General features: G+C 68.6%; 18 protein-coding genes. 13 read left to right on the forward strand and 5 right to left on the reverse strand.

The window, feature by feature from the left end:
* Positions 1 to 113 precede the first annotated feature (113 nt).
* Positions 114 to 1,184: a porin gene (locus ACTJLD_RS14100; protein ID WP_440659067.1), complete on the forward strand. Its 1,071-nt coding sequence runs from the start codon at positions 114 to 116 to the stop codon at positions 1,182 to 1,184.
* 268 nt (positions 1,185 to 1,452) lie between these two features.
* Complete coding sequence (locus tag ACTJLD_RS14105; protein ID WP_060174265.1) at positions 1,453 to 2,859, forward strand: methyl-accepting chemotaxis protein; 1,407 nt, start codon at positions 1,453 to 1,455, stop codon at positions 2,857 to 2,859.
* A gap of 31 nt (positions 2,860 to 2,890) precedes the next feature.
* Here the strand turns inward: ACTJLD_RS14105 and pbpC are convergent, their stop codons facing one another.
* Entirely contained in the window at positions 2,891 to 5,302 is a 2,412-nt protein-coding gene (gene pbpC, locus ACTJLD_RS14110) for a penicillin-binding protein 1C (RefSeq protein ID WP_440659068.1), read from the reverse strand.
* Between the two features lie 45 nt (positions 5,303 to 5,347).
* On the reverse strand, positions 5,348 to 11,344 hold the full coding sequence (locus tag ACTJLD_RS14115) for an MG2 domain-containing protein (RefSeq protein WP_440659070.1): 5,997 nt from the start codon (positions 11,342 to 11,344) through the stop codon (positions 5,348 to 5,350).
* Positions 11,345 to 11,356: 12 nt separating this feature from the next.
* Between ACTJLD_RS14115 and ACTJLD_RS14120 the strand changes: the two genes are divergently transcribed.
* Both ACTJLD_RS14120 and ACTJLD_RS14125 read left to right on the forward strand, forming a co-directional pair.
* The gene (locus tag ACTJLD_RS14120) at positions 11,357 to 11,641 is read left to right on the forward strand and encodes a hypothetical protein (protein WP_440659071.1); all 285 of its coding nucleotides are present in this window, start codon (positions 11,357 to 11,359) and stop codon (positions 11,639 to 11,641) included.
* Between the two features lie 11 nt (positions 11,642 to 11,652).
* Complete coding sequence (locus ACTJLD_RS14125; RefSeq protein ID WP_440659073.1) at positions 11,653 to 12,906, forward strand: lipoprotein-releasing ABC transporter permease subunit; 1,254 nt, start codon at positions 11,653 to 11,655, stop codon at positions 12,904 to 12,906.
* Between the two features lie 34 nt (positions 12,907 to 12,940).
* Here the strand turns inward: ACTJLD_RS14125 and ACTJLD_RS14130 are convergent, their stop codons facing one another.
* The gene (locus ACTJLD_RS14130; RefSeq protein WP_060193957.1) at positions 12,941 to 13,756 is read right to left on the reverse strand and encodes a hypothetical protein; all 816 of its coding nucleotides are present in this window, start codon (positions 13,754 to 13,756) and stop codon (positions 12,941 to 12,943) included.
* Positions 13,757 to 14,347: 591 nt separating this feature from the next.
* Between ACTJLD_RS14130 and ACTJLD_RS14135 the strand changes: the two genes are divergently transcribed.
* Positions 14,348 to 16,318, forward strand: coding sequence for a Xaa-Pro dipeptidyl-peptidase (locus ACTJLD_RS14135; RefSeq protein ID WP_060357753.1), 1,971 nt, complete (start codon positions 14,348 to 14,350; stop codon positions 16,316 to 16,318).
* A 131-nt stretch (positions 16,319 to 16,449) separates the two neighbouring features.
* Complete coding sequence (locus ACTJLD_RS14140) at positions 16,450 to 16,818, forward strand: NUDIX domain-containing protein (RefSeq protein ID WP_060373068.1); 369 nt, start codon at positions 16,450 to 16,452, stop codon at positions 16,816 to 16,818.
* 21 nt (positions 16,819 to 16,839) lie between these two features.
* Here the strand turns inward: ACTJLD_RS14140 and ACTJLD_RS14145 are convergent, their stop codons facing one another.
* Entirely contained in the window at positions 16,840 to 17,769 is a 930-nt protein-coding gene (locus tag ACTJLD_RS14145) for a 2-hydroxyacid dehydrogenase (protein WP_027790641.1), read from the reverse strand.
* Between the two features lie 164 nt (positions 17,770 to 17,933).
* Here ACTJLD_RS14145 and osmF point away from each other — a divergent pair, with 164 nt between their 5' ends.
* From osmF to ACTJLD_RS14180, 7 genes are all read left to right on the forward strand, one after another.
* Positions 17,934 to 18,857 carry a glycine betaine ABC transporter substrate-binding protein OsmF gene (osmF, locus tag ACTJLD_RS14150; protein WP_027790640.1) on the forward strand — a complete coding sequence of 308 codons (924 nt, stop codon included), beginning with the start codon at positions 17,934 to 17,936 and terminating at the stop codon, positions 18,855 to 18,857.
* A complete protein-coding gene (locus ACTJLD_RS14155; RefSeq protein ID WP_440659076.1) occupies positions 18,854 to 20,032 on the forward strand; it encodes an ABC transporter permease in 1,179 nt (392 codons plus the stop codon). Before osmF ends, ACTJLD_RS14155 begins: the two co-directional genes overlap by 4 nt.
* Positions 20,029 to 20,976, forward strand: a complete 948-nt coding sequence (locus ACTJLD_RS14160; protein ID WP_321940658.1) for an ABC transporter ATP-binding protein — start codon at positions 20,029 to 20,031, stop codon at positions 20,974 to 20,976. Before ACTJLD_RS14155 ends, ACTJLD_RS14160 begins: the two co-directional genes overlap by 4 nt.
* Positions 20,973 to 21,761: an ABC transporter permease gene (locus ACTJLD_RS14165; RefSeq protein ID WP_226129431.1), complete on the forward strand. Its 789-nt coding sequence runs from the start codon at positions 20,973 to 20,975 to the stop codon at positions 21,759 to 21,761. The genes ACTJLD_RS14160 and ACTJLD_RS14165 overlap by 4 nt, the downstream gene beginning before the upstream one ends.
* A 32-nt stretch (positions 21,762 to 21,793) precedes the next feature.
* Positions 21,794 to 22,189 (forward strand): NAD(+)--rifampin ADP-ribosyltransferase, encoded by a 396-nt coding sequence (gene arr, locus ACTJLD_RS14170; RefSeq protein WP_440659078.1) that lies wholly within the window; start codon positions 21,794 to 21,796, stop codon positions 22,187 to 22,189.
* Between the two features lie 157 nt (positions 22,190 to 22,346).
* Complete coding sequence (locus tag ACTJLD_RS14175) at positions 22,347 to 23,021, forward strand: lytic transglycosylase domain-containing protein (RefSeq protein ID WP_027790636.1); 675 nt, start codon at positions 22,347 to 22,349, stop codon at positions 23,019 to 23,021.
* A 27-nt stretch (positions 23,022 to 23,048) separates the two neighbouring features.
* On the forward strand, positions 23,049 to 23,477 hold the full coding sequence (locus ACTJLD_RS14180; RefSeq protein WP_440659079.1) for a lysozyme inhibitor LprI family protein: 429 nt from the start codon (positions 23,049 to 23,051) through the stop codon (positions 23,475 to 23,477).
* Positions 23,478 to 23,507: 30 nt separating this feature from the next.
* Here ACTJLD_RS14180 and ACTJLD_RS14185 read toward each other — a convergent pair whose 3' ends face one another.
* Entirely contained in the window at positions 23,508 to 24,383 is an 876-nt protein-coding gene (locus ACTJLD_RS14185) for a LysR family transcriptional regulator (RefSeq protein WP_440659080.1), read from the reverse strand.
* Positions 24,384 to 24,449 lie beyond the last annotated feature (66 nt).

Genomic DNA, 24,449 nt, shown 5'->3' on the forward strand with positions numbered 1-24,449 from the left:
GCACCGCCGTGCGTTCCCCGACGGCACGGCCTGCAGGCGGCACGCGTCGATTCCGCCGCCGCAATATTAATTAGCTATACGTATTACAACATTCAACAAAACGGAGACAGACGATGAAGATCACGACACGGACGATTTGCGCGGCGCTGCTCGGCGCGGCGGCGAGCACGAGCGTTTTCGCGCAGAGCAGCGTCACGCTGTACGGCGACCTCGACGCCGCGTTGCTTTACACGAGCCGGTCGCTCGACTCGGCGACCGGCGGCAATGCGGGCCGCCAGTTCGCGCTGACCGATACCGGCATGACGCCGACCAACTTCGGCTTGACGGGTACCGAGGATCTCGGCGGCGGACTGCACGCGAAATTCAAGCTCGAGAGCGGCTTCAACATCACCGACGGGGCGTTCGGCCATTCGAACGGCAACTTCTTCGGCCGCCAGGCGTGGGTCGGGATCGACGGCGGGTTCGGCGAAACGAAGGTCGGCCTGCAGTTCTCGCCGTTCGTGCTCGCGGTGCTCGGATCGGACCCGCGCAACGTTTCGCACTTCGGCGCCGCGCTGATCCCGTACGTCGACAACGTGCTCGTCACCGGCCTCTTCAACCCGAATGCGATTTCGTACACGAGCCCGACGATCGCCGGGCTCACGGGCAGCGCGATGTTCGGCTTCGGCGGAAAAGCCGGGGACTTCCAGGCGGGACGCCAGTATTCCGGCAGCCTCACGTATGCGAATGGCGGCTTCATGCTCAACGCGGCGCTCTACGACGGCAACGGCGGCACGTCGCCGACGCCGGTATCGAGCACGGTCGCGTTCGTCGGCCGCACGATCGGCACCGCCTACACGTTCGGGCCCGTGACCGGCAAGGCGTCGTTCACGAGCTACAAGGTTGCCGGCTCGTTCAGCAACAACGTGTACAGCGCCGGCCTCGACTATCGCGTCACGCCGACCCTCGACCTGAACACCGGCGCGTGGTACACGATCGATCGCAACGATTCGCACAATCATTCGCTGCTCGCCGCGATCGGCGCCGACTACAGCCTGTCGAAGCGAACGGGCCTGTACGCGCAGGTCGGTGTCGTCAACAACCATGGCGCGATGAACACGGGCCTCGGCATCACGGGCGGCGCGCTGTTCGGGTTGCCGGGCACGACGGTCGGCGTCAACGCCGGCATCCACCACGTGTTCTGACGCGGCGCGACGCGTCCGGCCGGACGGGCAGCCCGCGTGCGCCCGTCCGGCCCGGCACCGGAACACGGCCGCCGCAAACGCCGCAAAAAGCAGCAAAAACCGTGAACGGCGGGCAACGCGCGGCACCGGCCGGACGATCTGCCATCCCGATCCCGGTCTCGATGTTTACCCGACCTCAAGTCCGTGCCCTCGCTGCCGTCAAGACAGGAGCGCACGCCCAGCATCCGCCGATGACCAGGCACGCGTCCCTTCAAGGAGACCCTGCAACGTGAACTTCTTCGGAATCGGCCGCGGCCACCGTTCGTCGCGCGCGCTCGTCGGCGACATCGCCGAGCAGGCCGGCAAGCTCGGCATCGAGATCTGCGACGTGTCGGGTCACGTCGAGGAAGTCGCGGCCCGCGTCGCCAGACAGGCGGAGGTCTGCCACACGCTGCGCGAATCGGCCGCCGTCACGTTGCGCGGCAACCACCGGATTGCCGAAGCGGCGCAGCAGGTGCGCGCCGTGAGCGCGAATGCGTCGAACGCGGTTCGCCAGTCGCAACAGACGATCGAGGCGTCGCTCGCCGACATCCACGGCCTCGTCGAAGGCGTCACGTCGATCGGCAACCAGATGGGTGCGCTGCGCGACGCGCTCGATCATGTACGGGCCGTGTCCGAGGAGATCTCCGTGATCGCGCGACAGACTCACCTGCTCGCGCTGAACGCCGCGATCGAGGCCGCACGCGCCGGCGATTCGGGCCGCAGCTTCGCCGTCGTCGCGGCCGAGGTCAAGAACCTGTCCGCGAAGACCGGACAGGCGACGGCCCAGATCGAGACGACCCTCGCGCGCCTCGCCGAGCAGACCGAACACCTGATCGCGGAAGGCACCGACAACGCCGCCCGCGCGCATCGCGTGCGCGAGGGCACGCGTACGATCGGCGAGGTCGTGCACGCGACCGGGCACGCGATCACCGAGCTCGCCGGCGAGGCCGAGCAGATCGCGTCGCTGACGGACGAAATCGAGACGCAATGCCACCGGCTCGACGAACAGGTCGGCGAGATGGCATCCGGCGTCGAGGATTCGAGCGACAACTTCTCGCAGGCCAAGGACCGGCTCGGCAACCTGCTCTCCGTCTCCGAGACGCTCATCGAACTCACGGCCGCGACCGGCATCGAATCGCCCGACACGCGCCTGATCGACACCGCGCGGCACACGGCCGCCGCGATCAGCAAGCTCTTCGAGGAAGCGGTCGGGCGCGGCGAGATCGCACTCGACGCGCTCTTCGACGCGCACTACGTGCCGATTCCCGGCACCGATCCGCAGCAGTTCATGACGCGCTTCACCGACTTCACCGACCGCGTGCTGCCGGCCATCCAGGAGCCGGTGCTCGGGATCGACGCGCGCATCGTCTATTGCGCGAGCTTCGACCGGCAGTGCTACCTGCCGACCCACAACCGGAAATTCTCGCTGCCCCAGCGCGCGGACGCCGCGTGGAACGCCGCGAACTGCCGGAATCGCCGGATCTACACGGACCGCACGGCGCGCACCTCCGTGTCGCATACCAAGCCGTTCCTGCTGCAGACCTATCGGCGCGACATGGGCAACGGCAACTTCGCGCTGATGAAGGACGTTTCCGCTCCCATCGTCGTCGGCGGACGGCAATGGGGGGTGCTGCGGATCGGCTACAGCGTCTGAGTCCCGGCCTGCACCGGCAGGCCGTCGTCCATTACTGTTCGAGCCCCACCGCCAGCGGCCGCTGGTCGCCGCGGCCGTGATCGTCGACCACGCGCACCGTATAGCTGCCGGCCGTCCGCGGCTGCCAGAACAGCGCATCGCCCGGCACGCTGCGCCCGACGAACGCATCGTTGACGAACCAGTACAGCGCATGCGCGCTCGCATCGGCCGTCGCGTTGAACGCGATGCGCGTCTCCTCCGTACTCTTCACGCGCATCGCATACGTACTGCCGCGCAGCGGCGACGTGATGCGCGGCGGATCGCCGTCGACCTGCCCCGCGTCGCGGCACTCCGCGTTCTGCGGCGGCCGCCGGCGCGCAATGCCGGCCTGCGCGAACACCTGCTGCAGATCCGACGGCCAGAACTCGAAGATCTCCGTATGCGTGCGCTTGCCGTCGTAAGGCGGGCACGCGGCCTTCCCCGTCGCGTCGTCGATCACGACCGGCCGGTGCACGGTGCTCACGCGGATCGGCGACGTGCCCGGAATGAACCATGTCCAGCCCTGCTGCGGGCACCACTCGTTCGGCAGGTCGCCGCTCGCGAGGCAGATCCGCACGCGCTTCAGGCGCGGCGGCACCGCGCGCGGCGGCTCGACGAGCGTGCGCTCGGCATTCAATGCGTCGACGACCTGGAAGAACAGCGGGGCGGCCGCGTCGACGCCGACGAACGCCGTATTGGTCGAGTTGTCGAAATTGCCGACCCACACGACCAGCACGTACGGGCCGAACACGCCGGCCGTCCACGCATCGCGGAACGACCATGACGTGCCGGTCTTCCAGTAGACGGGCACGCTCGACGGCTGCGCGCCGCTCGTTTCGTCGGGGCGCAGATGCTGGCGCAGCATGTCCATCGTCATGTAGCTCGCCTCCGCGCTCAACAGGCGCCGGCCGGGCAGCGCCGGTTCGTCCGCGCGCAGCCGCAGCGGCCGGAATTCGCCGCGATTCGCGAGCATCGCGTAGAGGCCCGCGAGATCCTGCATCGTCACTTCGCCGCCGCCGAGCACGAGCGCGAGCCCGTAGTGCTGCGCGCTCGCGAGCCGGCGCACGCCGGCTTCCTGCAGGAACCGGTACAGGTCGGGTGACTTGAGCTGCGACGCGACCCACACGGCCGGCACGTTGCGGCTGCGGTTCAGCGCGTCGGTCGCGGTGATCGGCCCGAGGAAATGCCCGTCGAAATTCTCCGGCGCATACGGGCCGAACGCGGTCGGCACGTCGCGCAGCACCGTTTGCGGATGCAGCACGCCCTGGTCGAAACCGAGCGCGTAGATGAACGGCTTGAGGGTCGAGCCCGGCGAGCGCCGCGCGAGCGTGCCGTTCACCTGCCCGTCGATCGTGCGGTCGAAGAAGTTCGCGGAACCGACCAGCGCCTTCACGCCCATGTCGCGCGTATCGACGAGGATGGCCGCCGCATTGCGCACGCCGCGCGTGTCGTTGCGCGCGACATAACGCGCGATCTGCCGTTCGAGCGTGCGCTGCAGGTCGAGATCGAGCGTCGTCACGAGCCGCGCACCGCCGTCGCCGTCGTCCGGTGCATCGCCCGAGGCCGTGCGCCACGCGCTGCGTGCGGCGAGCGCCTGGTCGACCGCGTGCGGCGCGTCGAAAGGCAGGGCCGACAAGGGCCGCATCGCCAGCGGCAACGCGAACAGCGGCTTGAGCGACGCATCGCCCGGATGCTTCGTCAGCCAGCGCGCATACAGCCGGTTGCGCGACGCGGCCAGCGCACGGTTGATCTCGTCCTGCCCGCCGCGCACGCGCCGCGCCGGGTCCTGCGGAATCACCGCGAGCGCGAGCGCCTCGGGCAGCGTCAGCGCATCGGGCATCCGGTCGAAATACACGACGCTCGCGGTGCCCGCGCCTTCGACGTTGCGGCCGTAGGGCGCATCGTTCAGATAGGCTTCGAGGATCTGCCGTTTCGAATAGAAGAGTTCGAGCTGCACCGCGCGCGCAACCTGCTCGAGCTTGCCCGCCGGCGTGCGCGTGTTCAGCCGCCACAGCGAGCGCGCGAGCTGCATCGTCAGCGTCGAGCCGCCCTGCGGATTGCCGCCGCGCACATACGTGATCCACGCCCCGCGCGCGAGGCCGTACGGGTTGAAGCCGGGATGCCAGCGGAACCAGCGGTCCTCGTGCAGCATCACGGCCTCGACGAGCTGCGGCGACATCCGGTCGAGCGGCACCCACAGGCGGTAGCGGTCGTCCTTCGCCAGCGTGAGCCGCAACAAGCGGCCCTGTGCGTCGACCACCGCGACCGACGACGGCTTCCAGTCGCGCAGCGGCGGATGCGGCCACAGCCGGCACGCGGCCAGCGCACCGAATACGAGCAGCGCGCCGGCGATCCAATTCTGCCAGCGATGCAGCCAGCGGCCGGCGCCGCGCAGCGCGCGCCGCAGCACCGGGGCGTCAGCCACGCGCGGGCGCTCCGCGCACCCGGCACGGCCGTTGCAGCCGCGCCGTCATCGCACGCGCTCCACGGTCAGCGCCGTGCCGCCGGGTGCCTGTGCCTGCACGCGGCGGTCGTACATCGACTCGCCGTAAGCCGGCGGCGCGACGAAGCGGCCCGCGTTGCTCGCCTTGATCCGGTAGACGAACTCGCGCACGTCGGTCGTCGCGGTGCCGTAGATCACCACGCGGTCCTCGCGCACGTCCGCGAACTGCGGCTGCCACGTGGAGCCCTTGACGCCGATCGGCGAACGCCACGGCGCATCGGCCACCGGCGCCGACGCGCCGCCGTCGCTGTCGCCGTCCTGCGTGTCGGCGACGGGCGGCGGCGCGATCACCGGATCGAAGCCGCCGGGCAGCAGGTCGACGATCGCGATGTTGCCGACGTTCGCCGGGCCGGTCGCGCGGATCTTCAGGTGCACGTCGATCTCCTGGCCGAGCGTGATCTTCCCGAGCGGCTTGCCGTCCGTGTCGGTGTAGTCGCGCACGATCTCCAGGCCATTCCTGATCGCCTTCGTCGACGTGCCGCGGTCGTAGCCCGACTGGCTCGCGATCCACCACGCGGGCAGCGTGCTGCCGTTCACGAAGTCGACGCGCGACGCACCGGCCGCCCACGTGCCCGAGCGCACGAGGTTCGCCTGGATCGACGACACGTCCTTCGGCGCGGCGCCCGCGCGCACCTCGTCGATCGCGAGCTGGTCGAGCTGGCCCGCGCTCGACGCCGCATACGCATCGAGCGCGAGGATCGTCATCGCCGACGACAGCGTGTTGTAGCGGTTGTCGACGAGCGGCGCGGCGAGGTTGTCCATCGCGCGCGGCGACAGCTTGCGCACGCGCTCCGGGAAGTGCTTCGCGATCAGGTACAGCACGCTCGCGTCGCGCGTCAACGGATCGAGGTAGTAGCCGGTCACGTAACCGCCGTCGGACGCGCGCTTGCGCTCGAGCAGCGCCTGCGGGCCCGCGATCAGCGCCGCGGCCTCCTTGTCCTGCTTCAGCAGCTGGTACGACGCGGCAAGCCATGCGGCCGCGAGGTCGTTCTTCCAGTCGTTCGGATACGCGTCCTGCAGCCGCTTCTGCACGGCCGCGAGGCTGTTGGTCGTCACGTTGCCCTGGCGCGTCAGCAAGTACACCGCATAAGCGCGCTGGCGCAGCAGGTCGAGCGAGCCGAGCGAATCGTTCGCCGCGAGCTTCTGCAGATACTGGTTGCCCGCGTCGAGCATGTCCTTCGGCGCGGCGATGCCGCGCTCGCGCGCGTCGAGCAGCACGTGCATCGCGTACGCGGACACGAACGGATCGGCGTCGGGCGTCGCGCTCCACAGGCCGAACCCGCCCTGCGCGTTCTGCCGGCCGCGCAGCACGCCGAGGAACTGCGCGATCGCCGCCGCGTTCGTCGTGTCGGCGCCGGCGTCGGTCGCATGCATCGCGCTCGTCAGCGCGCGCACCGACAGCCACTTCGCCGCGAACACGCGCGGCACGGCCGCGCTCACCATCTGCTCGCTGCAGTAGTGCTCGAAGTTGACGAGATACGACGCCACCCCTTCGGACAGCACGAGCGGCGCGGTCGAGATGCTCGCGTCGCGCGACGCATACGCGTCGTACATCGACCGCAGGTTCGGCACGCTCGCCTTCTTGCCCGGGTCGAGCCGCGCGATGTCGAGCTGCGTGCGGAACGCGGCGGCCGGCCGCACCGACACGTCGACGCGCTGCTGCGCGCCCTTCGCGCCGTAGCGCGCACCGAACGACAGCGCGCCCGAGCCGAGCGTATCGGTCGCCTTCACGCGGAACATCGCGACGCCCTCGTGCTGCGGCGCGAGCGCGACGTTCTGCGTGGCCGGCCCGATCACCTGCAACTGCGGCCCCGTCTTCAGCGTGACCGCGACCGGCACCGGCTGGTTGCCGGCGCCCGTCAGGTTGTTCGAGACACCGACGCTGACGTCGGCCTCGTCACCCGGCGCGAGCGTCGTCGGCACGTTCGGCGACAGCACGAAGTCGCCGCGCACCGTCGTCGCGCCCTCGAACGTGCCGACCAGGTCCGGCGACACCGACACGGCCATCACGCGCAGCTTGCCGTTGAAATAGTCGGGCACGGTGTAGCTCAGGCGCGTGTCGCCGTTCACGTCGACGATCCCCGACCAGTAGACGACCGGCTTGTCGCGCTTGCGCTTGAACGGGTTCAACTGACGGCCGATCGCATCGTCGGCGTCGCCGCCCGGCGCGGCCATCGCCATCAGCTTCTCGAAGTCCGGCAGGATCAGGTCGAGGATCTGCGACGTGCCGACTTCGAGCATCCGCTTGCGGAAGAAGAACTTCAGCGGATCGCCGAGCTTGTAGCGCGCAACTTGCAGGATGCCCTCGTCGACGGCGAACACGACGACCTTCGCGGGCTTCGCCGAATGCACGGTGAAATTCACCGTGTCGCCGGGTTTCACGAGCGCCGGCGCGTCGACCGACAGCGCGTTGCGGCGCGCGTCGAGGTTCACCGAGAACGGCACGACGCCGTAGCTCAGCGGGCTCATGAAGATTTCATCGGACGACGGATCGCGGATGTACTGCACGTTGATGTAACCGTTACCCTCGAAACCGGCCGGCACCGTGATGTGCTGGATCGAGCTCGTCGTGTCCGCATGGAACCATGCGTGCGCATACACCTTGTCGCGCTCGATCGTGATCAGGCCGCTGCCCGCGTAAGGCGCGCGGATCGCGATCTCGACCTGCTCGCCCGGCTTGTAGTCGTGCTTCGCGAGGCTCACCTGCAGCTCCGCGTTGCGGTCGAGCGAACGCGTGACGTTCGCGTCGCCCGTGACCGAATACTCGATCCGGTTCACCGCGGCGCCGTCCGCGTCGCGGATCACGAGCGCATAGCTGCCCGGCTTGTCGGTGCGCAGCGTGAAGTCGAGCCCGGCCGCCGGAATCGTCAGCGGCTTCTCGTCGACGGGCACCTCCTTCAGCCGCGAATCGTATTTGTATGCGCCGGAATCCTGCTTGGTCAGCACCGACACGTAGCGCTCCTCGACCAGCTGCGCGCGCAGGCCCTTCACGTCGATCGCCTTCGCGTTCGGATCGATCGCGACGAGCCGCACCGTGCGCGGGCTGCCGCGCTTCACGTAGCCGAGATCGTCGACGGACTTGTAGCCGACGAGCCAGTCGTTGTTCGACACGAGCGTCTGCGCGTTCGCGGCGACGTTGCGCCCGCCTTCCGCTTCATAGGCCTTCGCCTGGAAGTAGAGCTGGTAGGTCGAATCCGCGTACTTGTCGAGGTCGAGGTCGAATTCGGCATGGCCGTGCTCGTCGGTCGTGCCGTCCTGCAGCGTCGTCGTGTAGCCCTCCTTCGCGCGGCGCGCGTCGAAGAAGTGATAACCCTGCCAGCTGCGGAACGACGGCCACACCGGGCGCAGCGTCAGCGTCGCCGCGACGCGACGCTTCTCCGCCGGCGTGCCGAACAGGTTCTGCGCGTCGACGACGCCCTTCAGCCCCTTCGGCTTCACCCACCCTTCGACGACCTGCTGCGACAGCTTCGCGTCGACCTTCATGCGGTCCGGCAGGAACTCCTTCACCTGCACCGTCGTGCTGCCGATCGGCTCCGCGCCGGGCTGGCCGTCCTTGACGATGTACAGGTTGACCGTCCACGTGCCGGTCGGCGCCGTTTCGGCCGTCGTATAGCCGAGCTCGGTGAAGCCCGTCGCATCGACCGTCACCGGCTTGCGCTCGACCGTGATCCCGCGCGGGTCGACGATCTCCGCCTGCAGCGGCACGCCGGCCGGGCTGCGCGCCCAGCTCGCGGCACGCACGATCAGGCCGATGTGGAACGGATCGCCGGGCCGGTACAGGCCGCGATCCGAGAACAGGTAGGCGGACAGTTGCCCCTGGCCCGTCGCATTGCGCTCGCCGTCGACGTCGAAACGCGAGAAGTCGAGCTGACGATCGCGGCCGGCCACCGGCAGGAACGACAGGTCGGTGTCCTTCTTCACGACGTACAGCTGCGGCCGCTTCTCGCGGTCGAGCCCCTTGAACGCCGGGAAATGCACGATGCCGTCGGCGCCCGTCGTCTGCGTGAACAGCGCCTGGCCGTTCACCGCGAGCACCGATACCGTTGCGCCCGCAACCGGACGGCCATTGCGGATCGACTGGACGAACACGTCCTGGCTGCCGTCGAGCGCCTTCTTGACCAGCATCCCGAGATCGGTCACGACGATCAGGCGCGTATCGCCGAGCGCGCTGTCGCTGTCGTTGTCGTTTCCGCTGCTGTCGCCCGAGTCGGCGTTGTCGGACTGATCCTGGCTGCCGTCGCCGGACGATGCATCGCCGTCCTTCGCGTCGTCGGCCTTTTTCTTCTCGGCGGCCGGATCGTACTTCGTCAGGTGCAGCAGGAACACGCCGCGCTTGCCACCCTTCAGGTACTGGCCGAGATCGATGCCTTCGTAATGCGCCTTGCCGGGTTCGCCGGCCGGGAATGCGCGCGTCTGCACGAAGCGCTCGACGATGTGATCCTCGCTGAACGAATACGACAGCTCGGGCCGCGCGTACGTGCCGTTGTTGAAGCTCACGAGATGCTGGAGCTGGTCGGGCAGCACGCGGCCGATCTCGACCTTCATCCCCGGCAGGTTGCGCGACACGACCGACAACCGCTTGCTGCCGCTCATCGACAGCAGGGAACCGTCGGCCATGAAGCGCAGCAGCTTCGGATAGTCCGGCACCGTGAACGCGGTCGTCACGGGCTCGCCGAGCAGGTAGCCGCCGGCCGACTTCAGGTTGCCCTCGAACCGCACGACGACGCGCTCGCCCGGCGTCGCGTGGTACTTGAAGCTCTGCAGCGTCGCGAAATCGTTCTCGGTGGGCACCGCCTCGAGCGGCAGCGGCTTCGACTGCTTCAGCACCGCATCGCTGATGTCGGCCACGTTCCATTCGTACGGCGGATCGTCGTCCGACTGATCGACGCCCGGCTTGCGCTTCGGCAGCACCCACGCCTTCGCGCGCGCCGCGAGGTCGGCGCTGCGCACGCCGTCGGACGCTTCCGCGACGAGCACCTGCTCGGGCTCGTAGCGCTCGTTGTCGACGAGCGTCGGCGCGATGTTGTCGATCGACAGGCTGTATAGCCCCGGCACGCCGACCGCCGCATGCAGCACGTCGGGCGTGCCGTTGCCGCCGCGCGCGCTCTTCACGCCCTTGTCGACGTCGAGCCGTGCGACCAGCGGATCGCGCGGAATCTCGAGCGGCTGCGAATACACCCACGCGCTCGTCTTCATCTTGTCGTAGTTGACCGTGTAGCGCAGCGGCGTCGCATTCTTGCCGTCGCGGCCGACCAGCACGAGGCCGATGCGCTTCTCGAATTCGGCCGGATCGACCGGATAGTTGAAGCGCAGCTGCAGCAGCGCTTGTTTCTCCGCCGGATTGTCGGGATTCTGGTAGAACTCGTTGTTGCCGAACGTGGCGGCAAACGCGGGCACATCGAACGCGAAGCGGTCGTCGTGCATCGTCACCTGCGGCGCGAACACCCGGTGCACCGCGAAACGCACCTCGACGTGCGCGCCGACCGGCCAGTCGGCCGCCGGCGTGAAACGCAGCGTCTTGTCGTCGACCCACGCCCACGCGCCCTTGAGCGCGGGCGTCATCTCGATGCCCTCTCCGGCCGGCTTGCCGACCTGCTCGATCGGCGCGGCCGATTGCGAGAACACGACGTCGAGCGGATGCACGGTGATCTTCGGCTTGTCGCTGTCGTCCACCTCATAGGTGGTGATCGGCGGCGCCTTCACGGTGAACGTGACGGTCTCGGGCTCCGGCGGCTTCGGCCGATGCTTGAACCAGTAACCGCCGTAGCCGAGCGCGGCCGCGAGCAGCACGATGCCGCCGGCGTGCCACGGGCGGCGGCGCACGGCCGCGGCGGTGATGCCCATCCACGCGGGCGCCGTCCACGACACGTCGCCGACCAGCGGCCGCAGCGCGCAGCCGAGCAGCCACCAGACGAAGCCCGCCGCGCGAATCGGCAGGAGCAGCAGGAAGCGCAGCAAATCCATGTTGTTATTTCCTTGTTCAAGGACGTGCGGCCGGCTTCGGCGGCGCTCCCCGAGATTTATTGGTCTGTGACGGCGCGGCCCTGGTTGCGCCGGAATGCTTGGAATGTTGTGTTCGACCGGATGCTGGCCGCCATTATCGATCAGACCCGAAACGATGGAAATATCGGTGTGCCGGCGCGCAACGCCGGCCGTCGACCGGCCGGTCGGGCGGGATTTCGGCTCGCCGCCCCAACCGCTGCGCGCACCCGCGCCGCGTTCGCTAGAATGCGCGGCTCGGCACGAATCGAATCGAAATGAAAGGAATCCGCTTGAAACTCCCGTTCGAATGGCAGATCGGGCTGCGTTACGCGCGCGGCGGCCGGCGCTCGGCCGGCGACGGCTTCGTGTCGTTCATTGCCGGCGCGGCGATGGCCGGCATCGCGCTCGGCGTCGCCGCGCTGATCGTCGTGCTGTCGGTGATGAACGGTTTCCGGACCGAAGTGCGCGACCGGATGCTGTCGGTGCTCGCGCACGTGGAAATCTTCTCGCCCACCGGCGCGATGCCCGACTGGCGGCTCACCGCGCACGAATCGCTGCGGAATCCGGCGGCGCGCGCCGTCGCGCCTTACGTCGACGCGCAGGCGCTGCTGACGAACGCGGGCAGCGTGACGGGCGTCGCGCTGCGCGGCATCGACCCCGTGCTCGAGCCGCGCGTGTCCGAGATCGCGCGCAAGCCGAAGACGGGGCGGCTCGACGCGCTCGTGCCGGGCGGGATGGGCATCGTGCTCGGCTCGGCGCTGGCCGACGCGCTGCACGTGAAGATCGGCGACCGCATCACGTTCTTCGCGCCCGGCAACACCGCGCGCATCGGCGACGCGCTGCCGCAGTTCCGGCAGTTCAACGTGGTCGGCACGTTCGAGTCGGGCCACTACCAGTACGACAGCGCGCTCGCATACATCCATATCCGCGACGCGCAGACGCTGTTCAACGTACGCGCGCCGACCGGCATCCGGCTGCGCCTCGACGATCTGCAGCGCGCGCCCGAAGTCGCGCTGGAACTGTCGCGCTCGCTGTCGGGCGATCTCTACATCCGCGACTGGACGCGGCAGAACCGCACGTGGTTCGAGGCCGAGCGGCTGCAAAAGCGCATGCTGTCGCTGATCCTGATGCTGATCGTCGCGGTCGCCGCGTTCAACCTCGTGTCGTCGCTCGTGATGACCGTCACGCAGAAGCAGGGCGACATCGCGATCCTGCGCACGCTCGGCGCGCCGCCGGGGTCGATCATGAAGATCTTCGCGATCCAGGGGATGACGATCGGCCTCACCGGCACGCTGGCGGGCGTCGCGCTCGGCTGCGCGATCGCGGTGAGCATTCCGTGGGTGCTGCCGGCGGTCGAGCGGTTGCTCGGCATCCACTTCCTGACGCCGTCCGTGTATTTCCTCAGTTCGCTGCCGTCGAAGCTCGCGGCGATCGACGTGATCGAGATCGCCGCGGCCGCGTTCCTGATGTCGTGCGTCGCGACGCTCTACCCGAGCTGGCGCGCCGCGCGGGTACGGCCGGCCGAAGCGCTGCGCGACGAATAGACGCGCGGCGCTTCGGCACGGCGCGCCGGCGCCGTCATGCCGTCTCGTGAAAACCGACGCTGTGGGTGCCGTTCAGGATGTCCTCGAACGCGTTCCCGAAGCCGACGTCGATCAGGCCCGCACGCCTGCCGTACGTCTTCTGCCCCGACACGTCGCTGACGAAGATCGCCGCACCCGACGACAACTGACGATCGGTATCCAGCAGCGCGAGCGTGCCGCGCGCGCTGCCGGCCGACTCGTCGAAGTTCAGCCGCGTGCCGTCCTGCGTGGTGAAATGCCCGCCGACCTCCTCGAATTTCCGGTTGCGCGCGACGGACGCATTCATCTCCTTCATGAAGAGGAAGTCCGCGTCGGCGCGCTGGCTGGCCACCTTGCGATCGTCGTCGGAGAACGTGTCGCCCACCGCGGCGGCGCCCTGCTCGGCGAAGTCGACGGCCTGCTGGTGAAACTCGCGCGTCGCGAGCACGAGGCCCGCGTTCGCGTTCAGCGTCGACTCCACCCACGCGCGATCGCTCTCCGTCATCGTCTTCGACACGACCTTGATCCGGCCGTTGTCGGTCATGAAGTCGAACTTCGCGTCGGCCAGGTCCGGGCGCTTCGCGATGATCTCCTGCAGGCTCGTCGCGAGCTCGCTGGTGACGTCGCGCAGCTTCGTCGACAGGTCGCCCAGGATCGTCAACTGCTTCGTGCGCGCCGCCTGCATCGCTTCCGGGTCCAGCGCCCGGATCTCGAGCGGCGCGTCCTGCGGTTTCCCGGCCGCCGTGTCCGCCTGTCGACGCCCGTCGAGCGCGGCTTCCTGCACCATCTGCGCGAGCGTCAGGCCGCTCGCTGCCGTGACTGAAATCGTCATGCCCTCTCTCTCCTTTCAATCCGTTTTTTACCGTTTACGGACAAATTTCGCGGAAATTTAGACCGATCGCACATCGATCGCGAAGCACGTGCCAATACTTTGTTTGACTGAAACTAAAAAAGTTTGACACCAGGATTTCACTGAGATAAGTTTGCGCAAGCTTCCGGAAAGCAATCCGGCTCGCCTCGCCGACTCGCGTCGCGCTTTCCTGCCGTTGCAGCACCGCCGTTCGCACCATCCCCGCCTCATCGCATCGTGCCGTTCCGTTTCATCCGAAACCTGAAGGAAGATCGGGCATGCCCGCATTTGATTCGCACTCCTCCATTCACTTCGCGCCGCCGGCCCCGGGCCGACCGCGCGTCATGAACCGGCGGCCGTGCTGACGCTTTCCGGTCGGGGCAATGCAGTCGCCCCGACACCCGCCGGGTTGCGCGACGCGTGACGCGCGTCCACACCGGCCGTGACACCCGGGCATCGCGCCCGGCGCTTTCGAAGGTGCAGTTCCGTTTCATCCGATGCAGCACCCGGCCGGGCCGCGGGGGGCATATCGCGGGCCGGCCGGTTCCGGACAATCACAACAAGAGGTCGACAATGGACATTCATCGAACCGGATTGCGTCGCGCGTGGCTTCCCGCGCTCGTTGCGGCCACGACGCTCGCCGCGTGCGGCGGCGACGACGGCGGCAGCGTGGCGGGCGTCTCGGCGCTCGCGCAGGGCCAACAGGAGGGAGCCGCCGCATCGGCGGCCGACAAGCAGTCGCTCGCATCACGCATCTCGCCGTCCGGCGTCCCGTACGCCAATCCGGCCAGCGGCGGCCGCTATCGCCCCGTGATCGCGAACGGCCAGGTGCAGCCGTCGCTGTCGGGCGGCACGATCGAGGAGAACGCGTGGGTCGACACGTCGGTCGATTCCGACGGCGACGGCACGCGCGACCGCATCCACGTGCGCATCGTGCGCCCGACCGAAACCGCGAACGGCGCGCGCACGCCCGTCATCGTGCTCGCGAGCCCGTACTACGCGGGCCTCGCCGACAGCCCCGACCACAACGTCGACGTCGAACTCGACGGCACGCCGCACCCCGCCGCCAATGCGCAGGCGGCCGCGGCCGCCTCGACGTCCGCGCGCATCATGGCCGCCGCGCCGCAGGTGCGGATGCTGCAGCAGGTGGAGGCCGCCGCCGCCGGGCGCTCGTGGATCGAGGGCTACTTCATTCCGCGCGGCTTCACGATCGTCTACGCGGATTCGCTCGGCACCGCCGGCTCGGACGGTTGCCCGACGATCCTCACGCGCGACGAATCGGTCGCGATGGCATCGGTGATCCGCTGGCTCGGCCGCGACGCGACCGCGAAGGACGCGAACGGCAAGACGGTCGTCGCGAACTGGTCGACGGGCCACGTCGGCATGTACGGCGTGTCGTACGACGGCACGCTGCCGAAGATGGTCGCGAGCCTGCGCACGCGCGGGCTCGATGCGATCGTGCCGGTCGCAGGGTTGACGAACATGTACGGCTACTACCGCTCGGGCGGGCTTGTGCGTGCGCCGGAAGGCTATCAGGGCGAAGACGTCGACGTGTACATCAAGGCGCTGCTGACGAACGCGCATCCGGAGCGTTGCACGCACCTGATCGACGAAGCGTTGCAGCAGGAAGACCGCAAGACCGGCGACTATTCGCCGTTCTGGGCCGCGCGCGACATCCCGACCGGCTTCGCGGTCGCGCCGGCGCTCGTTGCGCAAGGGTTGACCGACGACAACGTGCGCGTCGACCAGTCGACGTTGTGGTATCTCGCGATGCGGCGCCAGGGCGTGCCGACGCAGCTGTGGCTGCACCGCCTGAAGCACACCGACCCGACCCGCGTGCCGGCGATGGCCGATGCATGGACCGCGGAGGTGAACCGCTGGTTTACGCGTTATCTGATCGGTTATGACAACGGCGTCGAACGCGATCCGCGCGCGGTGATCGAGCAGGCTGACGGCACGCTGCTGAAGGAAGCGGACTGGGCCGCACGCCACGCCACGCCGGTCACGTACTTTGCCGGCGGCGACGGCGCAGGCACCGGCTCGTTGCTGCGGCTGCCGACCGGCGGCCCGCTCGCGCGCTTCACGGACGATGCGCGCATCACCGCGCTCACGCTGGCGAACGCACCGACCGGCGAGAATCGCAGCCGTTTCGAAACCGCACCGCTCACGGCCGCGACACGCCTGTCCGGTGCCGCGACCGCACGCGTCAGGCTGACCTTCACGGCGGTGGCCAACGTGACGGCCTTGCTGGTCGATCGCGCGCCGGACGGTACGGCCACGATCGTCACGCGCGCGTGGACCGACCCGCGCAACCGGTGGTCCGAGTGGCGCTCGGAGCCCGTGCTGCCCGGGATGCCGTACGACCTGAAGCTGACGTTCATGCCGCGTGACTACAAGCTGGAAGCCGGCCACCGGCTGGGGCTCGTCGTCCTGTCCAGCGACAACGAGGCAACGCTGCGGCCGACGCCGGGCACGGGCCTCACGCTCGATCCGGCCGGGACGTCGGTGACGGTGCCGCTGGCGTCGTCGTCGGCAGGCGTGTAACCGCACGCCGGCGTCCGGCGCAACGGCGCCGCCTCCCCCGTCTGCGCGCTCGTCGGCGCAGGCGGGGGATCGCAGCAGGAACGGCACAACTGCGCTACGCTGCGAAAGTCGAACGCCAACGGTGCCGCCTCATGATCCCCCTCAGCGCGAAAGCCATCGTCCGCGACGGACGCTCGGTCCTGTTCCTGCGCAATCCACGCGACGAATGGGAGTTGCCGGGCGGCTGGCCCGAAGCCGGCGAATCGCTCGAGGAAACCGTCGCGCGCGAAGTGCGGGAGGAATGCGGAATCGTCGCCTCGGCGAGCCGCTACGTGGCGAGCCGCTCGTGCGAGGTCGTGCCGGGCAAGCGCGTGCTCATCGTGTGCTTCGAGTGCCGGGTCGATCGGCACGAAATCGTCCTGAGCGACGAGCACGACCAGTTCGGCTGGATCGACCTCGATGGCGGCAAGCCGGCGAACCTGCCGGATTTCTATTGGGAATTCTGCAGACAGGCGGGCTGACTCGCGCCCGCCCTGCGGCCATCACACCGGCGTCAACACCGGCTGCCCCGCGAAATGCCGCTTCGCGTTGTCGAGAAACTGCTGCACCGAGCGATCGAGCGCCTCCGGCGACCAGCCGCCCATGTGCGGCGTCAGCACGACGCTGTCGAGATCCGTCAGCGCGCGCGGCGGCTCCGGTTCCCCTTCGTACACGTCGAGCCCCGCGCCCGCGATGCGCCCTTCGCGCAACGCGTCTGCCAAAGCAGCGGTATCGACAACGCTGCCGCGCGACACGTTGACGAGAAAACCGCCCGGCCCGAGCGCATCGAGCACGGTGCGGTCGATCAGGTGCCGCGTGCCCGCGCCGCCCGGCGTCGCGACGATCAGGAAATCGGCCCACTGCGCAAGCGCGTCGACGCGGTCGAAATAGCGATAGGGAACGTTCTTCTCCGACCGGTTGTGATAGCCGATCTCGATGTCGAAGCCGGCTGCACGACGCGCGCACTTCTCGCCGATCTTGCCGAGCCCGACGATGCCGAGCTTCCTGCCCGACACGTTCGGCGGCATCGGCAGCCCGTCGCGCCACACCCCTGCACGGGTTTTCGCATCGAGCGGCACCACGTTGCGCACCGCCGCGAGCAGCAGCGCGAACGCGTGATCGGCCACGCAATCGTCGTTGGTGCCGGCGCCCGTCACGACCGTGACGCCGCGCGCCTTCGCATGCGCGACGTCGATATGCTCGTAGCCCGCGCCGAGCGCGCTGACGAAGGTGAGTTGCGGAAGCCGGTCGATCTCGGCGCCGGTGAGCCCCGTGCTGCCGTTGGTCAGCACCGCGCGTATCGTGCCGCCGTGTTCGGCGATCGCGCGTTCGCGTTCTTCGGCAGTCGGGGCATGGCGCACGTCGAACGACGCGGCGATCTCGCGGTGCGCGTCGCCGCGCAATGCGATGAGGACCAGCAGCTCGGGTTTCATGTCAGCAATTGTCGGCAGGCGGAGACGAAATCGAGTGTAACAAGCCCGCGTGACTCATGCGGGTTATCCCCACGCGGGCTGTGGACACGCCGCCGCACGCGGTTTGCCAAAGCCCGCCCAGTCAAGTAACGTGCGGCCTACGCCCCCGTCCTGGAGATTGGCTCATGAAGCTCGCCCTGCCCGCCCGGATTCTGGGCCTCGCGTTCGCCGCCGCCCTCGTCGCCCCCGGCGCGCACGCCGACGCACCCGTCGTGGTGTCGTCGAAGATCGACACCGAAGGCAACCTGCTCGGCAACCTGATTTCGCAAGTGCTGAAGGCGCACGGCATCCCCGTCACCGAAAAGATCGCGCTCGGCACCACGCCGATCGTGCGCAAGGCGCTCACGAGCGGCGAGATCGACATCTACCCCGAATACACGGGCAACGCCGCCTTCTTCTTCAACAAGGCCGACGATCCTCTGTGGAAGAACGCGAGCCAGGGTTACGACGCGGCGAAGAAGCTCGACTACGCGGCGAACCATCTCGTGTGGCTCGCCCCGGCGCCCGCGAACAACACGTGGGGCGTCGCGTTGCTCGCCCCCGTCGCGCAGTCGCAGCACCTGAAGACGTTCTCCGATTTCGGCAAGTGGGTCGCGGGCGGCGGCAAGGTGAAGCTCGCCGCGTCGGCCGAATTCGTGAACAGCGCGTCGGCGCTGCCGTCGTTCGAGAAAGCGTACGGCTTCAAGCTGAAGCCCGAGCAGCTCGTCGTGCTGTCGGGCGGCGACACGGCCGCGACGATCAAGGCCGCCGCGAACCAGACCGACGGCGTGAACGCGGCGATGGTGTACGGCACCGACGGCGGCATCGCGTCGAGCGGCCTCGCGGTGCTCGACGACGACAAGCACGTGCAGCCCGTCTACGCGCCTGCGCCCGTGATCCGCGAAGCCGTGCTGAAAGCGCACCCGCAGATCGCCGATTACCTGAAACCGGTGTTCGCGAGCCTCGACCTGAAGACGCTGCAGTCGCTGAACGCGCGCATCCAGATCAACGGCGAGCCGGCGGCCGGCGTCGCGAAAAGCTACCTGAAAGCGAAGGGCTTCGTGAAATGACCGAACGCGCGGCGGCGTCCGCGCGGCGCGTGAACCCCGACAAGGTCGGCATCCTGATCGGAATCCTCACGATCGTCGCGGTGCTCGGCCTGCCGTTCGTCGTGCTGCGGCCGAACCGGATCGCGGCCGGCACGGGGCTGTCGGTGTTCGCCACGCTGCCGGCGATGCAGGGCGCGGCGCTGGCCGCGCTGTGGATCGTCGGCGCGCTGTGGGCGATGAAGGCGAGCCGCCCCGCGTGGCGGCTCGCGGCCGGCTGCGCATGGCTCGCGACGCTCGCGTACGCGCTCGGCGCGGCCGCGACGCACGTCGTCGCCGCCGACGACATGCTCGCGCGCGTGTCGCCCGACGCGGGCGTCTGGCTGCTGCTGTTCGCGTGGGCCGTGCTCGTCGCGGACGCGCTCGCACGGCTCGCGTTCGGCCCGTGGCGGCGCCTCGCCGCGCTCGTCGTCGCGATCGCGGCGATCTCGGTGCCGCTCGCGAGCGGCTGGTGGGACGGCCTCTCCGTGATGCGCGAATATGCGGTGCGCAGCGACGATTTCTGGCGCGAAGCGATCCGTCACGTGTCGCTCGCGGGCGGCTCGGTGGCCGCCGCGCTCGTCGCGGGCGTGCCGCTCGGCATCGCCTGCGCGCGCATCGCGGCGGTGCGGACCGTCGCGATGCCCGTGCTCAATGTCGTGCAGACGATCCCCAGCATCGCGATGTACGGGTTGATGATGGCCCCGCTCGGGCTGCTGGCCGCACACGTGCCGCTCGCGGCCGCGCTCGGCATCCGCGGCATCGGCGTCGCGCCGGCCGTGCTCGCGCTGTTCCTGTATTCGCTGCTGCCGATCGCGTCGAGCGTCGTGGTCGGGCTCGGACAAGTGCCGCCGCACGTGACCGAAGCGGCGCGCGCGATGGGCATGACGCGCGCGCAGCGGCTGCTGCATGTCGACCTCGTGCTCGCGCTGCCGGTGATCCTGAGCGGCGTGCGCATCGTGCTCGTGCAGAACATCGGGCTGACCGCGGTCGCCGCGCTGATCGGCGGCGGCGGCTTCGGCACCTTCATCTTCCAGGGGATCGGGCAATCGGCCGCCGATCTCGTGCTGCTCGGCGCGATCCCGACGATCGCGCTCGCGCTGGTGGCCGCCGTCATATTCGAAGCCGCGACCACGCTCGCGAAGGGGCGTACAGGATGATCGAGATCGAACGTGCAGGCAAACGCTTCGGCGATGTCGTCGCCGTCGACGACGTCTCGCTGACGATGCAGCGCGGCACGATCACCGCGCTCGTCGGTGCGTCGGGCAGCGGCAAGTCGACGCTGCTGCGCATGATCAACCGGCTGATCGCCCCCACCAGCGGCACGATCCGCATCGACGGCGTCGATACGGCGACCGTCGCGCCCGAACAGCTTCGGCGCGGCATCGGCTACGCGATCCAGGGGCACGGGCTGTTTCCGCACTGGAGCGTCGCGCGCAACATCGCGACCGTGCCGCGCCTGCTCGGCTGGCCGGCCGCGCGCATCGACGCGCGCGTGAACGAGCTGCTCGACCTGTTCCATCTCGCGCCGGCCGAGTTCGCGGACAAGCTGCCGCACGAACTGTCGGGCGGCCAGCAGCAGCGTGTCGGCGTCGCGCGCGCGCTCGCGGCCGAGCCCGCGATGCTGCTGATGGACGAGCCGTTCGGCGCGCTCGATCCGATCATCCGCGGCAAGGCGCAGGACGACCTGTTCGCGTTGCAGCGCCGCCTCGGCATCACGGTCGTGATCGTCACGCACGATATCGAGGAAGCGCTGAAGCTCGGCGACACGATCGCGGTGATGGACGGCGGCCGGCTGCTGCAGGTCGCGCCGCCTGCCGAGATTCTCGGCAAGCCGGCGGCCGGTGTCGTCGAGCAGCTCGTCGCGGGCGTCGACCGGCCGCTGCGCCTGCTCGCGCTGACGCAGATCGACGCAGTGGCCGAACCCGGCCATGCGGACGGCGAGCCGATCGACGCGACGCGCACGCTGCGCGATGCGGTGTCGGAACTGCTGTGGCGCGGTGTCGATGCATTGCCCGTCGCCGACGGCGATGCACGCAACGTGCGCGGCGCGCGCCGCATCACGCTCGACGCGATCCGCGCGCACGCGAGGCAGCCCGCATGACGACGCCGGATGCCACGCAACGCACACGGCCCTTGCGTTCGCCCCTGCCCCGCCACGTTGCCGCGTTCACGGCGCGCGCCGCCGCGCTCGCGCTGCTGCTCGTGCTGCTGGTGCGGCCGATGTGGCTGCAGGGCCTTTTCGCACCGTTCGCGGACAACGGCGCGCCCGTCATCTACGATCGCGCGAGCCTGCTCGACCTGACGCTCGCGCATCTCGGCACGGTCGCGCTGTCGAGCCTGATCGGCACGATCGTCGCGGTGGCGGCCGGGATCTTCGTCACGCGGCCGGCCGGCGCGGATTTCCTGCCGGTCGCGCGCAGCGTCGTCGACATCGGCCAGACCTTCCCGCCGGTCGCGGTGCTCGCGCTCGCGGTGCCGGCCGTCGGCTTCGGGCTGAAACCCGTACTGATCGCGCTCGTGCTGTATGGCCTGCTGCCGGTTTTCGAAAGCACGATCGCGGGGCTCGAGGACGTGCCGCGCGATGTCGTCGACGCCGCACGCGGGATGGGGATGAGCGGCTGGCAGCAACTGGTGTCGGTCGAGCTGCCGCTCGCGTTCCCGGTGATCGTCAACGGTATCCGGCTCGCGGTCGTGATCAATCTCGGCACCGCGACGATCGGCTCGACGGTCGCCGCGCGCGGCCTCGGCGACGTGATCATCGCGGGCCTGCAGACGTCGAATACCGCGTTCGTGCTGCAGGGCGGCGTGATCGTCGGGCTGCTTGCGGTGCTCGTCAGCGATGCGATCGGCGCGATTGCGCGAGTGGCGAGCGCGCGGCGCGCCTAGAAGTCATCGCGACATTTTCCAAGGGAGAAGCCATGGCTGTCCTGGACACCGGCCCGTTTTTTCATGGCACGAAAGCGGATTTGCGGATCGGCGACTTGCTGACGGCTGGCTTCAGATCGAATTACCGGGATGACGTCGTGATGAATCACGTTTATTTCACGGCCTTGCCCAAGGGCGCCGGCCTTGCCGCGGAAATGGCCAAAGGCGACGACAAGCCGCGGGTCTATATCGTCGAGCCCACCGGGGCCTTCGAAAACGACCCGAACGTCACGGACAAGAAATTCCCGGGCAATCCGACGCGCTCGTATCGAAGCACATCGCCCTTGAAGATCGTTGGCGAACTCGATCACTGGGAACCGTACGATCCGGCGTTCATCCAGCAACTGAGAATCCGCATCGAAGCCGGCATCGGCGAGATCATCAACTAGCGGTCATCCGGACTCCGATGCGTGTCCACGCAACGATCGCCGCGTCGATCGTTGCGAACGTCACAAGCCTACACATCGCTTTCATTCGAGCCGGCACTCGACCGTCTTGCCCGATTGGCCGATATACTATGCGCCTCCCATTTCCCCGCACTCGACCATGCGACGACGGTTTTTCTGGCTGATCGTGCTCTCGCTCGGCATTGCGCAACAGGTATCGGCCCAGCAAACGCCCGCAGTGCCTGCCTCTGCACCCGACGTGCTGGCATCGGCGCCGGCTGTCGCCTCCGCGCCGCTCGCGAACGCCGACGATCAGCCGAACGAAGCAAACCGCCGCATCACGTCCTACCTGACGAAGAAATTCGGTGTCGCGAAGGAGCGTGCCGCCAAGCTCGCCGATATCGTGAGCGTCACTGCGACGAAATATTCGCTGCCTCCCGCACTCGTTTACGCCATCATCTCGATCGAATCGCGCTTCCAGGAAAAGGCGCGCGGCCAGCACGGCGCGACCGGACTGATGCAGGTCGTGCCGTCCGCACACCGCGGCATGCTGCGTAACGTGAAGGACCTGACCGAACCGAATGCGAACGTCGAGGCCGGCTCCCGGATTCTCTCCAGCTACGTGAAAGCGGCCGGCGGCAACGTGCAGGCCGGGCTGAAGAGCTACAGCGGCGGATCCAGCGCGTATGCGGCGAAGGTCATGCAGCGGGTCGATTCGTTCCGGTTCGTGCTCGAACCCGACGACGACGCGAAAGCCGCGAACGAAACGAAGGCGCGGATGGTGCCGGTGAGCGAATCGACGTCGACATCGACGTCGGCGCGCAACGCGCAATAAGCCAGTACGTCGCACACGTCCCGCCCCATGACTCCCTCTCCGCGCATGCGCGACACGATCCGGTACGCCACCCGCCTTCTCGCCGTCGCCGCGCTCGCGAGCGGCGCAGCGTCCGCGTTCGCCGCGGTCGATTGCGAACGGCAGGGGCCGACGATGGATGCGGTACGCCGATGCATCGTCGACAACAACAACCAGGAAGTGGAACGCGCGTACCGGTCGCTCGAACGCAAGACCCGGCAACGCAACCCCGATGCAGCGAAACAGCTCGCGAAATCGCAGGCAAGCTGGCACGGCTTCGCGAGCGACACCTGCGACTACGTCAAAGCCGCCAATCCGCAGCAGATGATTCCGGACGACGCGTGGCTGAACTGCTGGGTCGACTTCAGCCAGGCGCGCGTGCGCATCCTGAAGAAATGGGAAGCGCAGGGCGACGCGCCGCAGCCGGCGCAGCAGTGAACGGCGGACGATCGTCCGCGCAGCCGCCCGTCACGCCTGCGCGAAATGCGCGCGCAGATACTCGATGAAGACCTGCGTCTTCGCCGGCAGCAAGCGCGTTTCCGTCATCGCGTAGACCGGAACGGGCGCACCCTCCCAGTCGGGCAGCACGCGACGCAACCGGCCCGCGGCCACGTCGTCGGCCACGACTTCCGCCGGCATCTGGATGATGCCCGCCTCGTGCACGGCGAGTTGCCGAACCATGCCGACACTGTTCACGATGAAACGCCCGCCCACCGGCACCTCGAGCTCCCGCGCGGCGTCGTGCAGCGTCCACGCATCGACGCGCTGCACGCTCAGGCACTGATGCCGCCGCAGGTCGTCCGGTTCGCGCGGCTCGCCCGCGCGCTCGAGATAGCGCGGCGACGCATACAGGTGATTGCGGAACATCGCGAGCCGCCGCGCGACGAGTTGCGAATCGGCCGATTCGCCGATGCGGATCGCGACGTCGAACGGTTCGCTCACCAGGTCGACACGCCGCGACGTCAGTTCGAAATCGAACGTGAGCTTCGGATAGCGGTTCGCGAATTCGACGATCAGCGGCGCCAGGTAGACCACCGCGAAATCGACCGGAAACGACGCGCGCAGCACGCCCGACGGTTCGGCCAGCAACTCGCCGAGCTGCTCGTGCGCGAGCCGCGCTTCGTCGACGATGCGTTTGCAGCGCTCGAAATACAGCTGCCCTGCTTCCGTGAGCTCGATCCGGCGCGTCGTGCGATGCAGCAGCCGCAAGCCGATCGCCTTTTCCAGCGCGCCGATGCGCCGCGACAGCGTCGAATTCGGCATCCCCAGCGCGTCGGCCGCGCTGCGAAAGCCCTTCGCCTTCACGACCTCCACGAACAGCGCCATGTCGTTCAGCAGTTCCACGCCCACTGCTCCATCAATGGATCAATGTTATCCAAAATACCATGTTTATCTCGAAAAGGAAGCAAT

Source organism: Burkholderia sp. 22088 (genome assembly GCF_052045915.1).
In the GTDB taxonomy this organism is placed as follows: domain Bacteria; phylum Pseudomonadota; class Gammaproteobacteria; order Burkholderiales; family Burkholderiaceae; genus Burkholderia; species Burkholderia cepacia.